This window comes from Dyella sp. (assembly GCF_035685805.1).
Classification (GTDB): domain Bacteria; phylum Pseudomonadota; class Gammaproteobacteria; order Xanthomonadales; family Rhodanobacteraceae; genus Dyella_A.
The window spans coordinates 26,311-40,176 of the sequence record NZ_DASSAB010000051.1; the positions used below are offsets into that span (position 1 = coordinate 26,311).

The following is a 13,866-nucleotide window of genomic DNA, read 5'->3' on the forward strand; positions in this document are numbered from 1 at the left end:
TCGCTCCGCCCCGCGACATCCGGCGCGATCGCGCACCGTGCGCGCGCCCGCCCGCGCGGAGGTCGCCACGGCTCCGCGTCCCGTTTCCGGCCTGCCCGACACGCGCTCCCGGCGCGGCACGCGGGATGGCCATCAGCAGGTCCAGCCATGAACACACCCTACGGTCCCGGCAACCCGCCCGGCGCTCTGCCTGTTCCCGATGACGCCACCGTGGTGCGCCCGCGCGCACCGGCCGGCGCCGCTCCGGCCGCGCTGGCACCGGCACCGGCTGTCGCCACCCCCGCGCGCACGGTGGAGGCCGCGCGCGCGGACATCAGCGAGTTCCTCGGCGGCGGCATGAATCCGCTGGTGCAGACGGCCAGCGCACTGCTGCTGCTGGGCGTGCAGTTGCGCCACAGCGTGTCGCCGCCGGACGCTACCCACCTGCGCGAGCAGGTGATCGCCCAGGTGCGCAAGTTCGAGAGCCATGCGCAGGCCGCGGGCCTGCCGGCGCAGACGATCACCGCCGCACGCTACGTGCTGTGCGCGATGCTCGACGAGTCGGTGCTCAACGCGCCGTGGGGCGAGCAGAGCGGCTGGGCGCAGCGCACCCTGCTGGTCACCTTCCACAGCGAGTCCTACGGCGGCGCCAAGTTCTTCCAGATCCTGGAGCGGCTGTGCGCGGATTTCTCCAAGCACATCGACCTGATCGAACTGATGTACCTGTGCCTGGCGCTGGGCTTTGGCGGGCGCTACCAGATCGAGGCGGGCGGGCGCGCCAAGCTGGCCGAAATCCAGGAAGACCTGTACCGCCGCATCAAGGCGCAGCGTGCGCCGGCAGCCGACGAGCTGGCGCCGCACTGGCGCGGCATCGAGGATCGCCGCAATCCACTGATCCGCTACGTGCCGCTGTGGGTAATCGCCGCGGCCGCCGCCTGCGTGCTGCTGGTGGCCTTCGTCATCTTCTACAGCCGACTCAATGCAGCGTCCGAGCCGGCCAGTGCGCAGATCGCGCAGATCGGGCTGGAAAGCGCCACGCCGCCGGACAACCGCGCGCTGCCGCCGGCGCCGCACAAGAGCCTCAAGCAGCTGCTGGCACCGCAGGAACAGGCCGGCCAGCTGAGCGTGGACGAGCAGCCCGACGGCAGCGCGCTGGTGCGCCTGGGTGCGGCGGACATGTTCGTCTCCGGCGGGGTGGACGTGAGCGACAGCCAGGTGCCGATGCTGCACGCGATCACGGCCGCGCTGAACCAGGTCAACGGCCGCGTGATCGTGGTCGGCCACACCGACGACCAGCCGATCCACTCGCTGCGCTTCAAGGACAACTTCGAGCTGTCCGCGGCGCGTGCGCAGTCGGTGGTGAAGATCCTCGTCCAGGGGCTGGACAACCCCGGGCGGGTCGAATCCAGCGGCGCTGGCGCATCGCAGCCGATCGCGCTGCCGCCGAGCCTTCCGGCCAACCGCACGCGCAACCGGCGTGTGGAAATCAAGTACATCCCGGAGGGCTGAGGCTCGTGAAAAAGTTGCTTTCCCTGCTCAGCTCCGGCTGGTTCATCGCCCTGGTCGGCCTGCTGCTGCTGTCGCTGCTGGTCTGGCTGGGCGGCCCCTACCTCGGCATAGGCGACAGCCAGCCGCTGGCCAGCCCGGTCACCCGGCTGGTGGTGATCATCGTGCTGCTGCTGGCGTGGGTGGTGGCGCTGCAGATCCAGCAGCTGCGCCTGCGCAGCAAGACCGCGAAGATGTCCGGCGACCTCGCCGGGCAGGAGGCGGGCGCGGCGCCGGCCGCCGGCGGCGACGACCGCAGCGCCAGCGAGCGCAGCCAGCTCGCCGTGCGCTTCCAGGAGGCGGTGGAGACGTTGCGCAAGAGCCGTCGTGGCGGCGGCAACCTGTACACGCTGCCGTGGTACGTGGTGATCGGGCCGCCGGGCTCGGGCAAGAGCACGCTGCTGCAGAACTCCGGGCTCAACTTCCCGCTGTCGGACCGCTTCGGCAAGGAAGCGCTGCGCGGCATCGGCGGCACCCGCAACTGCGACTGGTGGTTCACCGAGGAGGCGGTGTTCCTCGACACCGCCGGGCGTTACACCACGCAGGATTCGGACCGCAGCGCCGACGCCTCGGCGTGGGCGGAGTTCCTCAAGCTGCTGCGCCGCTACCGCAAGCGTCGGCCGATCAACGGCGTGCTCATCGCCATGAGCATGTCCGACCTGCTGGTGCTGGACGACAACGGCCGCTACGAGCACGTGCAGGCAGTGCGCCGCCGGCTCGACGAGCTGGCCGAGCACCTGCGCATCGGCGTGCCGGTGTACCTGGTGCTGACCAAGTGCGACCTGATCGCCGGCTTCAGCGAGTTCTTCGACGACTTGAATCCCGAGTTGCGCAGCCAGGTCTGGGGCATGTCGTTCCCGGTCAACAAGACCATGGACGGCAGCGCTGCCAAGGCCTTCGCCGACGAGTTCCAGATCCTGCTGGACCGGCTCAACACGCGCGTGCTCGATCGCCTGCACGCGGAAAACGACCGCAGCCGCCGCGCGGCGATCCTGTCGTTCCCGCAGCAGCTGGGCGCCATGCGCGACGTGGCGCGGCAGTTCGTCGAAGGCGTGTTCGCGCCCAACCCGTATGCCAGCCAGCCGCTGCTGCGCGGCGTGTACCTCACCTCCGGTACCCAGGAAGGCGCACCGATCGACCGCATGATGAGCGCGGTCGCGCGCACCTTCGGCGTGGACGCGGCCAGGGTGCAGGCCAAGGGCGCGCAGCAGCGCACGTTCTTCGTCGAGCGGCTGCTCAAGGACGTGCTGTTCAAGGAGTCCGGCTTCGCCGGCACCAACCCCAAGCTGGAGCGGCAGAAGATCCTGCTGCAGGCGGCGTCGTATGCGGCCGTGTTGCTGGCCACCGCGCTGCTGTTCGTTGGCATGGCCACCAGCTACGGCCGCAACCGCGCCTACCTGGGCAAGGTGCAGGCGGCGCTGGCCGGCTATCCGGTCAAGAGCGACCTGTCCGCCGCCACCACCCAGAAGGCCTACTTCGCGATGGCGCTGGAGCGGCTCGAGGCGCTTTCGGCCGTGCAGGACGTGGCGCGCCAGTACGCCGGTCACGTGCCGCTGCTGATGCGCTTGGGCCTGTACCAGGGCAAGGCGGTGGGCAACGAGGTGCACGACGCCTACCTGCGCGAGCTCAACGGCATCCTGCTGCCCGGCGTGGCGTCGCAGTTCCGCACCGGGCTCACCGGCAACGCGAGCGATCCGCAGGCGCTGTACTACTACCTCAAGGGCTACCTGATGCTGGGCCAGCCCAGCCACCAGGATCCGCAGCAGCTGGTGGCGCTGACCAACCTCGAATGGCGCAAGGTGTTCCCGGACGACGTCGTGCTGCAGGAGGCCGTGGCAAAGCACTTCGCCGCGCTGGTGGCCGACCCGGGCCGGCTGCGCGCGATCAGCCTGGACAACGACCTGGTGGAGCAGGCACGCGCCACGCTGCGCACCGCCGACCTGTCTTCGCTGGTCTACGGCAGCCTCAAGCTCACCGCCGATGCGGGCGACCAGCCGCCGCTGCAGCTGGACAAGGCGCTGGGCCTGCTCGGCAACGCGTTCCGCCGCAAGAGCGGCACGCCGCTGTCGGCGCCGTTGCCGGCGCTGTTCACCCAGCCGGTGTTCGCCCAGCAGGTGAACAAGGGCATCGAACAGGCGGTCACCCGGTTCACCCAGGACGACTGGGTATTCGGCACCGGCGCGATCGACGCGATCGCCAAGGCGCGCCTGCAGCAACAGGTGCTGGCGCTGTACCAGGCCGACTACATCGCCAGTTGGGACGCGCTGCTGGCCGATCTGGAACTGCAGCCGATCAACAACATCCAGGACGCCAGCGCGATCGCCGCGAAGCTCTCCGGCCCCGCCTCGCCGCTGAAGGCGCTGCTCGCGGTGGTACGCGACAACACCCACGACATGCTGCGCGCGCCGCCGGCCAGCGATGCCGACAAGGCGCTCGCTGCGGCGCAGGCCGCGGCCGAGAAGAAGGCGACCCAGAGCGCGCTCAGCCGCGCCCTGGCCAACGCTGCGGGTGCGGCGCCGGCGGAACCGACGCAGGCGCCGGGCCAGGCGATCAGCGACCACTTCGACCTGCTCAACAAGCTCAGCGAGGGCGCGCCGGGCGCCGCGCCGATCGACCAGACGCTGGGCGTGCTCGACCAGCTCAGCAAGACGCTGCTGACCATGAGCGACTTCAGCGGCGCGGCGGGCCAGCCCAATCCGCAACTGCTGCTGGCGCAGCAGGCCGCGGCGCAGCTGCCGCCGCCGGTGTCCGGCTGGGTCGCCGCGCTCACCGGCAAGAGCCAGGCGCTGGTGGCCAGCGGCACCAAGGGGGCGCTGGACGACCAGTTCCAGCAGGCGGTGGCCAAGGACTGCGCCGACTTCACCCGCGGCCGTTATCCGTTCGCGCCCAACGGCAAGTCGGAGATCCCGCTGCAGAACTTTGCCGAGCTGTTCGGCTACGGCGGCCAGTTCGACGGCTTCTACAAGCAGACGCTGGAGAAGCTGGTCGATGCCAGCGGCCGCAACTGGCAGTGGAAATCCGGCCCCGGCGCGGTCAGCGGATCGCCCGGCATGCTGGCGCAGATGCAGCTGGCCGACTCGATCAAGCAGATGTATTTCCGCAATGGCAGCGCCACCCCGGAAGTGGATTTCACCTGGCAGGCGCCGCAGCTGGATCCGGCGATCGGCAAGCTGGTGATCAGCGTCGACGGGCAGAAATACGAGTACAGCCCTGGCGGCGCGACGACCGCGGCGATGAAGTGGCCGGGGCCGCAGCCGGGGCAGGCGAGCGTGGCGGCGTACGACGCGGCCGGCAACCTGATCAGCAGCGTCGACTACCAGGGCGACTGGGCGTTCTTCCGCGCGCTGCAGGCGGCAGGCCTGGCCCGGCAATCGGACCTGCGCTACACCGCCACCTTCAACTTCGGCGGCCACGCGGCGAAGGTCACCCTGCAGGCGAACAACCTGAAGAACCCGTTCCTCTCCACCGACGTGCAGCGTTTCCGGTGCGGAGGCTGACCAATGCCGAATCCAACAGGGGGGATGTCGGCATTGGTGGGGTTCTTCGGCAAGCTGCCCGGCGCGGGTGACTTCGTGCAGCGCCGCCTGCCGGCGGAGTTCGTGGACCGGTGGGACCGGCACTTCGAGCACGCGGTGGCGGCCAGTCGCGAGCAACTGGGCGAGCGCTGGCACGACGCCTGGCATGCCAGCCCGGCGTGGCGTTTCGTGCTGTCGCCCGGGGTCTGCGGCGAGCCGGCCTGGGCCGGCGTGATGGCGCCCGCAGCCGACCGCGTCGGACGGTGCTTTCCGATGGTGATGGCGGCCCCGCTGGGCAGCGAGCCGGCCGCCTGCACGCACACGCTGCGCGAGGCGCAGCGATGGTTCGACGCACTGGAGCAGTCGCACGCCCAGGCGCGGTACCACGGCGCCGGCGCCGATGCGTTCGACGCCCGGCTGGCGAGTCTGCCCGGGCCGCTGGCAGTGACCCGCAGCGATCCGGCCACCGCGTTGCAGGGCGTGGACTGGCGCGCGGCCGGTCAATGGCGTCTGCCGCTGCGCGTGCACGGCCACGACGAGGCCTTCCTCGAGGCGCTGTGGCTGCAGGTAAGCGCCACCGGCACCGGCTGGTGCCTGTGGTGGACGCACGGCGCCGGTGCGGTGCCGGCCAGCGCGATGCTCACGCAGGGCCTGCCGGCACCGTCCGGCTTCGCGGCATTCCTCGATGCCGGCCAGGCCGAAACGCAGTGGCAGTCGCTGCGCGGTTTTGCCTCGTCGCCGGCCGCGCCGCCCACGCCAGCGCCCGCTCCGGCGCCGGTCGCTGCGCCTGCCGCGCCGGTGCAGGCCGCCGAGGCGGCGGCCGTCGCGCCAACGGCGCGCGTGGCCAGCCTGCCCGACGACCTCTCCGCGCTGCTGGACGGCATCGGCGAACCCCCGGCCAGCGCGCCGGTGCCAGATGACATCACCGTGCCCGGCTTCGCCAGGACGGCGGCCAGCCCGGCGCCGCCCCCGGCCGCGGTCACGCCCGCGACGCCCCCCGCGGCAGCCGCGGCGGTCGATCAGCCCACCTCGGCGCCTGCCGCAGCGACCGCCGGCAAGTCGACGGTCTTCGTCAGCGCCGACGGCGCACTCACCGTGCTTGCCGCCGACGACGGCGCCCACGACCCGCGCTGTCGTGCGGCGGCGACCGCGCAGGCAGTGGCCGCGGCGATGCAGCCGGGCGAATTCTCCGGCGGCATGCAGAAACTGCGCGAGCGCCTGCTGGCGCGCCATGGCGCACTGCAGGCCGCAGGCGAGGACCTGATCGACCCGGTAATGGAAGACGCCGCCGTGCTTGCCCTGCACACCACCGGCCGCTGGGCCGCGGTGCTGCGCATCGGCACCGGCGAGGTGTGGCAGTGGCGACGTGGCCAGATGCGCCCGGTGTTCGCCGAGGAGGCCGGGCCGGGTGCGGGCGTGGACACGCTGCTCTCCAGCCGCCGCGCCAGCGTCGCGGTGGGCCTGGGCGGCACCGGTGAGGCCGAATGCGCCGAGATGGTCTGCGCGGTGGAGCCGGGCGATCGCTTCCTGCTGCTGGCCACGCGCCGGCTGATGTCGCTGGACCTGGCGCTGCTGGCAGCGGCGCTGTCCGCGCCGGACTGCCACGGCGTACGGGCCCACATTGCCCAAGCGGCCGCGCTGGGTGCCGATCCTGCGCCGTGGCCGCTGGCCGTCATCGAGATTGCGCCATGACGCATCCCTACCTTTCCGCCGGGCTCACCGTGACCGGCAAAGTGCGCCGCCACAACGAGGACGCGATCCTGGTGCGCGACGACCTCGGCCTGTGGGTGGTCGCCGACGGCATGGGCGGCCATTCGGCCGGCGACTACGCCAGCGCGCTGATCGTCGACCGCCTCGGCGCGCTGGACCGCTCCGGCAGCGTGTTCGATTTCATCGAGGCGATCGAGGACGCCCTGGTGCAGGTCAACACCGACCTGATCCACACCGCCAACGTGCGCGGCGTGGACATCATCGGCTCCACCGTGGTGCTGCTGGTGCACCACAAAGACTTCATGCTGTGCGGCTGGGTCGGCGACAGCCGCGCCTACTGCATGGAGCGCGGCACGCTCGAACAGATCAGCGCCGATCACGTGCACGGCATGAAAGACGACGTGACCCAGTTCGGCGGCCAGCCCGCGCCGCCGCAGCCGGGAGCCGGGGTGCTGACGCGGGCGATCGGCGCCGAAGAACAGTTGTTCGTCGACTGGGTGATCGCCGGCTGCCGGCCCGGCATGCAGTTCGTGCTGTGCTCGGACGGGGTCAACAAGGAGATGAGCGACGCCGAGCTGGAGGCGCAGTGCCGCCGCGCCGAGCCGCCGCAGGCCGTGCTCGACAGCGTGCTGGGGGTGGCGCTGGGCCGTGCCGCACGCGACAACATTTCCGCCGTGGTCGTGCGGCTGCTCGATTGAACAACACCGGTTCTCCATGAATTTTCTCAACGAACTCATCGCCGCGTTCCAGGCCGACAAGCTGCAGCTGTCCACGCTGCTGGACATCATCGGCTCGCGCGGTCCGCAGGCCGATGACACGCACCGCGCGGAAGTCGCGCGGGTGGAGCAGCTGGGCGCCGACGGCGCGCTGGCGCCGGAGGTGGTGGAGGCCCTGCTGGCGCGGTTGCGCGCGCAGCAACAGCCGCTCGCTGCGCCACCCGGCGCGATCGGCGACGCCGACGCCACCGTGGTGCAGCCGGCCGGGCGTGCCCCGGCGGGGGCGGACGACGCCACCGTGATCCAGCCCGGCGCGCGCGCCGCCGCGCCGCCCGCGGACGCCGATGCCACCGTGGTGCAGGCCGCTCCCCTGCGCGGCCCGGCCGATGACGAGGCGACCGTGGTCAAGCCCGCGTCCCTGCCGGGCGCCGATGCCCAGGCCACCAGCGTCACCGGCAGCGCGACGGGCACCGGCACCAGCAGCAGCTTCAACATGGACAGCTGGCAGCGCGTGGCCGATGCCGAGGGTGGCGATTACGCCGCCGTGGGCAGCGTGCTGAAGGGGCGCTTCCACCTGGAGAAGGAAATCGGCCGCGGCGGCATGGGCGTGGTGTTCCTGGCCCGCGACGAGCGCAAGGTGGAAGCACGCGACCGCGACCCCTACGTCGCGGTGAAGGTGCTCAACGACGACTTCCGCCGGCATCCCGATTCGCTGATCGCGCTGCAGCGCGAGTCGCGCCGCTCGCAGTCGCTGGCGCACGACAACATCGTGCGCGTGTACGACTTCGACAAGGACCGCACCATCGTCTTCATGACGATGGAGTACGTCGACGGCTCCGACCTCAAGCAGCTGATCCGCGAGAAGGCCTACAACGGCATGCCGCTGGCCAAGGCGCGGCCGCTGATCGAAGGCATGGCCTGGGCGCTCAAGCGCGCGCACGCCGCCGGCGTGGTGCACTCGGACTTCAAGCCCGGCAACGTGATGGTGACGCGTGATGGCGTGCCGAAGGTGTTCGACTTCGGCATCGCGCGCGCCGGCAAGCACATGGGCGACCAGGTCGGCGAGCAGACCGTGTTCGACGCCGGCACGCTGGGCGCGCTCACGCCCGCCTATGCCAGCCTGGAGATGATCCAGGGCAAGGAGCCCACGCCCAGCGACGACATCTACGCGCTGGGCTGCGTGACCTTCGAGCTGCTCACAGGCAAGCACCCGTTCGACAAGGTCAGCGCCGAAGTGGCGATGAAGGAAGGGCGCAAGCCGCCGCCGGTGCCGGGACTGACCAAGCGCCAGTACCAGACGCTGTGCGACGCGGTCGCCTTCACCGGCGACAAGCGGCTCAAGAGCGCCACCGAGCTGGTCGAGGGCCTGCGCGACGTCAGCCTGCGCGAGCGGGCAGGCCCGTACGTGGTGTTCGGTTCGATCGGGCTGGTGATCGTGGCGGCCAGCGGCTGGGGCCTGCAGCACTACCTGCACCAGCGCAGCGTCGATCAGGTGGTGGCGCGATTTGCATTGGCCGACCCGCAGCACTACACCAACGAGGACCAGGCGCTCGGCGCGCTGGCCGCGCTCGGCGACGACGAGCGCACGCGGCTGGTGATCGACCAGGGCGAGCTGATCCAGTCGTTCCTGCTCGACCGGCTGGACCGCTACTGGAACCCGTCGCAGCAGCGCTACGACTACGCCAAGGCGCAGCACGTGTTCGCGCTGCGCGACCAGCTCAAGCTGTACTCGCCCAAGCTCGACCTGCGCCGCAGCGCGATCGAGCAGGAGCGCAACGAACTGCTCAACCAGCTCGACACGCGACTGGCGCAGCGCATCGAGGCCGGCGCGATCTTCGCCGACCAGCCCGACAGCGCGGTGGCGATCCTCGCCACCATCCGCGCGATCGACCCCACCAGCAGCCTGCTCAGGAACGCCGAGCTGGAGCTCAAGTACGATGTGGCCATCGGCCAGGCACTGGCCGCGCGCGACACCGCCCGCGCCCGCGAGGAGCTGAAGCAGGCGCGGGCGGTGTTCCCCGACTCGGCGCGGCTCAAGCAGCGCGCGGCGCAGCTGGCCGCCGTCACGCCCAGCGCCACGGCCGGCGCGGCCGCGGTGGCATCGGCACAGGGGCAGAGCGTGCCGCAGGCGCACCAGGCGCTGGCGGCAGCGATCGCGCGGCCCACGCTGGACGCCAACTGGCGGGCCAGCGTGACCGCGGCCATGGGCACCTTGGCCGCCGACCGCAGCACGCAGACCCAGCAACAGGTGGCGGCGCTGGCCGCCGCCATCGCGGCGCAGGTGGCCACGCAGAGCGATCCGCTGCAACTGCCGCAGGCGGAGCAGGCGGTGGCACTGGGCCTCACCTATGCGCCGGCCTCGGCGCCGCTGCTGGCCCAGCGCGACCGCCTCGACGCCCTGCAGAAGGCGGTGCAGGCAAGGCTCGACCAGGAGAGCGCGGCAGCGGAAGTCACCGCCCGCATCGAGTCGATGAAACGCGCTGCCGCCGCCAACGACGTGGCCAAGGCGCAGGAGGCGCTCGCCCGTATCCGCACGCTGCAACCGGAGAATGATTTTCTCGCCAAGGAGGGTCCGAAGCTGCTGGCCGACGCCTACCTCGGCCAGGCGACCGCCGCGGTGCAGCGGGGACGCTACGCATCCGCTTCGGATGCCCTGGCGCGGGCGACCAAGGTACTGGGCAACCGCGACGACCTGCGGCAGGCAAAGGCGCGTTACGACCTGCTCGCGGACATCATGAAGGCCCGCACGCAGAGCACGTCGGCGGCGGAGCTGGCGCGCATGCGCCAGCAGCTGGCCGGCACGCGCAAGGCCGACCCGGATGCGCTGGCACAGCTGGAGTCCATGCTCAAGCTGCGCGGGCAGCTGCCGCAGGGCAACCTGGGCGACCTGCTCGACAGCCTGCGCCCGGGCGAGCCGTCGCCGGCCGCGGGTGCTGCGGCGCCCGGCGCGGCGCCGGCGGCAGCGCCCGGCAGCACGCCGGCCTCCGGTGCGCCGAGCCCGTCCACCGGCACGCGGGTGCCGCCGATTGCCGGCAAGACGACCACGCCGGCCACCACGGCGGCCGGCAGCACGGCGAGTGCCGGTGCGGCGGCGGCCGATCCGTGTGGTGATCCGGCACTGGTCGGCAAGGGGCGCATCTGCGCCGACGAGATTGCCGGCAAGCGTGGCCCGCCGCTGGTGGTGGTGCCGGGCGTGGGCGGTGGCCGCGCGTACGCGCTGTCACGGGCCGAGGTCAGCGTGAACGACTTCAACCGCTACTGCGCCGCTACCCGCCAGTGCGCCCCGCGCCCGGTCGAAGACCGCCTTTCCGGCAGCCTGCCGGCGAGCAACATCGCCCTGTCGCAGGCCAAGGCGTATGCGGCGTGGCTGAGCCAGTCCAGTGGCTTCACCTACCGCCTGCCCAGCGACGCGGAGTGGCTGGCCGCCGCACGCGCCGGCGGCAGCTGGAAGCAGGCCGCCGACAGCAACTGCGTGCCGCCGAGTGCGGTTGCCGACGGCACCGGCGCGCCGATCTCCTCGCTCGGGCGCAGCCCCAACCCGTGGGGGCTGGTGAACCTCACCGGCAACGTTTGGGAGTGGGTGGTCAGCGGCGGTGCGGCCGCGGTGCGCGGCGCCAGCTTCACCAGCTACTGGTCCGACTGCACCGTGGAGGCCCACCGGGCCGACGACGGCTCGGCCCAGAACGACGTCGGCATTCGCCTGCTGAGGGAACTCAAATGAACGAACAGGAGCGCCGCGCCAACCAGGCACTGAGGGCGCTGGACGAAGCCCACCGCAGCGGCAGGATCACCCGCGAGGATTACCGCGCCCGCCGCCGCGCGCTGCTGGGCAGCCTGTGCGACAGCGACGGCATCACCGCCCGCAACGCGCTCACGCCGGCCGCCGCTGCCGCGCCCCCGCGTCGCGCCGACACCCGGCAGATGCTGCCGGCCGGCCCGGACATCGCCAGCGCGCTGTTCCCCGATCGCCGCCGGCTGGCCTGGCGCCTGTGGCTGGTGGCCTTCGGCGGGCTCGGGCTGTGCGCGCTGCTGCTGTACGCGTTCCTGCAGGCGGTGCGCCCGTGAGGACGTGCTTCCGGCACGGATGATCATTTCTGTGACGCAGATACGCATTACGTAGGGAGTGCTGCGATCGCAGCGCGTCGGTCCGGCAGCGGACACGCACGCGCGGTCCGGTGATGCCACGGGGGTGGCACGGACCCGGCGCCGCCGGTCGTCCGGCAGCTGGGTGAACATCAAAGGGGATACGCGTCGTGCGGATGGCTACTCTGGCAGCAGCCCTGACGTTGGCATTGGCCAGCGGCGGGGCGTGGGCGCAGGACGTTCCGGCGGCTGCGCCCGCCGACGGTGCGGCAGACGCGGCAACCGCCGCGCCGTCGCAGCAGATCCTGGTGAGCGGAATACCCACGGGGGCCGACGCGGCCGCGGTGCAGGGCATCGTGCAGGCCGGCTACGCCAGCGCGATGGCCGCGGCGGGCCATCCGGCCGCGCTCGATCCGGCACAACTGCAGGCCGCCGCGGACGCCATCACGGTGGCGCTGAAGGCGGCCGGCTACGGCGACGCGCGCGCTTATTTGCCTGGCCAGTTGATGGCCTTCACCGTGCGCGACAGCGCCGCACCTGCGGTGGCGCAGCAGGGCGCCGAGGCGGCTCCGGCCGCGGCGGCGCCGGCGCACGCGCCGCTGCCGGACAACGTGGTGCCGCCGGTACGCAACCGCGACGCCGCGGCGGCCAGGACCGTGCTGGTGCAGGGCTTCCGCGTGCAGGGCGTGGGCGAGCATCCGGATGCCGGCATCACCCCGGCCAGCATCGGCGCGTTGGCCGACGCGCAGCTGAAGAAGCTCGGCGGCGGCAGCGTGCCGGCCGCGCTCGATTTTGCGCAGCTGCAGCAGGTCGCCGACGCGCTGACCGACACCTACCGCAAGGCCGGCTTCATCTTCGGCACGGCCTTCCTGCCCGCGCAGACGGTGGGCGAGGATCACATGGTGGAGCTGCGCGTGCTCGAGGGCACGCTCGGCCGCGTGATCGTCAAGGGCAACAAGCGCTACCGCGCCCGCGCGATCGCCGCGCCGGTGCTGCCGCTGACCGGCAAGGTGCTGCGCAAGGGCGACGTGGACGAGGCGCTGCTGTACGCACGCGAGCTGCCGGGCGTGTCGGTGAGCTCGACCTTCCAGCCCGGCGAGAAAACCGGCCAGACCGACCTGCTGATGGTCGCCAACGAAGCGAAGCGGCCGTACACCATCACCACCGGCGCCAACAATTACGGCACCGAACTGACCGGCCGCTATCGCGCGCAGCTCGGCGTGGCCTGGAACAGCCCGCTGGGCATCGGCGACAGCTTCACCGCCAACGTCGACTACGCGATGGACCCGCGCAACAACGTCTACGGCGCGCTCGCCTACCGCGTGCCGGTGCTGTCGGTGACCGGCCTGAGCGGCGTGATCGCTGCCACCCGCAGCGAGCTGCAACTGTCCAACGGCACCTTCGCCGCGCTGGACGTGAAGGGCCCCGGCTCGTCGCAGTACGCCGGCGCGGACTGGAAGTTCATCAACACCGACGTGCTGCAGATGCAGGCCTCGCTGCACTACATCCGCGAGCGCTCCAAGCTCACCAGCCTGGGCATTCCGCTGTCGGACCAGCGCTTCGACGTGGCCGAGCTCGCCTGGGCGATGAACCGCACCGACCAGAAGCTGCACGGCATCGACCTGCTGCAGGTCAGCCTGCGCAAGTCGATCGCCGACCGCTCGCAGGAGCCGGACCTGGTCAGCCCCGACCACTCCCACAGCTTCCTCAGCACGCGCCTGTCCTACACGCGGCTGCAGTTCCTGACCAAGTCGCAGCGCGCCTACTTCAAGCTGGGCGGCCAGTGGAGCAACGACGCACTGGTGCCGCTGGAGCAGTTCGTGATCGGTGGCCCGGACAGCGTGCGTGCCTACCCGATTGCCGATGGCCTGGCCGACCGCGGCTACTACGCGTCGCTCGAGTACCACGTCGACGCCCCCGGCTTCGGCGACAAGGTGTCGCCGTTCTACGCGCGGCCGTGGCGCGAGCTGCTGGAGCTGGAGGCGTTCGTCGACTACGCGCGGGGGTTCCCCGCCGGGGCCGATCGCGCCGATCTCTCCGCGATCACCTACAAGGGCGTGGGCGCCGGGCTGATCTTCCGGCTGCCGCGTTTCCACCGGTTCGAATTCCACCTCGACGGCTCGGTGCCGATCGGCGGTCCCGATGCGTCCGACGAGAAGGGGTACCACATCTACACGCGCTTCGGATTCACGTTCTAGAGCCCGGCTGATGACCTCCACGCCACGCCCGCACGCCCCGTTCCGCCGACCCATCCGGCGGCGCCACGGCGTGATCGGCGCGGGGCGTGCACCGCTTTCTCCTTTCCTGGCCTGCGCGCA

7 protein-coding genes are annotated in these 13,866 nt (G+C 71.7%); all 7 read left to right on the forward strand.

Going from position 1 to position 13,866, the window contains the following annotated elements:
* Positions 1-147 precede the first annotated feature (147 nt).
* The 7 genes from icmH (at position 148) to VFG40_RS15455 (ending at position 13,746) form a co-directional block, all read left to right on the forward strand.
* The gene (gene icmH, locus VFG40_RS15425) at positions 148-1,488 is read left to right on the forward strand and encodes a type IVB secretion system protein IcmH/DotU (protein ID WP_324899090.1); all 1,341 of its coding nucleotides are present in this window, start codon (positions 148-150) and stop codon (positions 1,486-1,488) included.
* A 5-nt stretch (positions 1,489-1,493) separates the two neighbouring features.
* Complete coding sequence (gene tssM / locus VFG40_RS15430; RefSeq protein WP_324899093.1) at positions 1,494-5,021, forward strand: type VI secretion system membrane subunit TssM; 3,528 nt, start codon at positions 1,494-1,496, stop codon at positions 5,019-5,021.
* Positions 5,022-5,045: 24 nt separating this feature from the next.
* On the forward strand, positions 5,046-6,731 hold the full coding sequence (tagF, locus tag VFG40_RS15435; RefSeq protein ID WP_324899095.1) for a type VI secretion system-associated protein TagF: 1,686 nt from the start codon (positions 5,046-5,048) through the stop codon (positions 6,729-6,731).
* Positions 6,728-7,447, forward strand: a complete 720-nt coding sequence (locus VFG40_RS15440) for a PP2C family protein-serine/threonine phosphatase (RefSeq protein WP_324899097.1) — start codon at positions 6,728-6,730, stop codon at positions 7,445-7,447. The genes tagF and VFG40_RS15440 overlap by 4 nt, the downstream gene beginning before the upstream one ends.
* Positions 7,448-7,463: 16 nt before the next feature.
* Positions 7,464-11,186: a bifunctional serine/threonine-protein kinase/formylglycine-generating enzyme family protein gene (locus VFG40_RS15445; RefSeq protein WP_324899100.1), complete on the forward strand. Its 3,723-nt coding sequence runs from the start codon at positions 7,464-7,466 to the stop codon at positions 11,184-11,186.
* Positions 11,183-11,530 (forward strand): hypothetical protein, encoded by a 348-nt coding sequence (locus VFG40_RS15450; RefSeq protein ID WP_324899102.1) that lies wholly within the window; start codon positions 11,183-11,185, stop codon positions 11,528-11,530. Before VFG40_RS15445 ends, VFG40_RS15450 begins: the two co-directional genes overlap by 4 nt.
* A gap of 524 nt (positions 11,531-12,054) precedes the next feature.
* The gene (locus VFG40_RS15455; RefSeq protein WP_414649318.1) at positions 12,055-13,746 is read left to right on the forward strand and encodes a ShlB/FhaC/HecB family hemolysin secretion/activation protein; all 1,692 of its coding nucleotides are present in this window, start codon (positions 12,055-12,057) and stop codon (positions 13,744-13,746) included.
* Positions 13,747-13,866 lie beyond the last annotated feature (120 nt).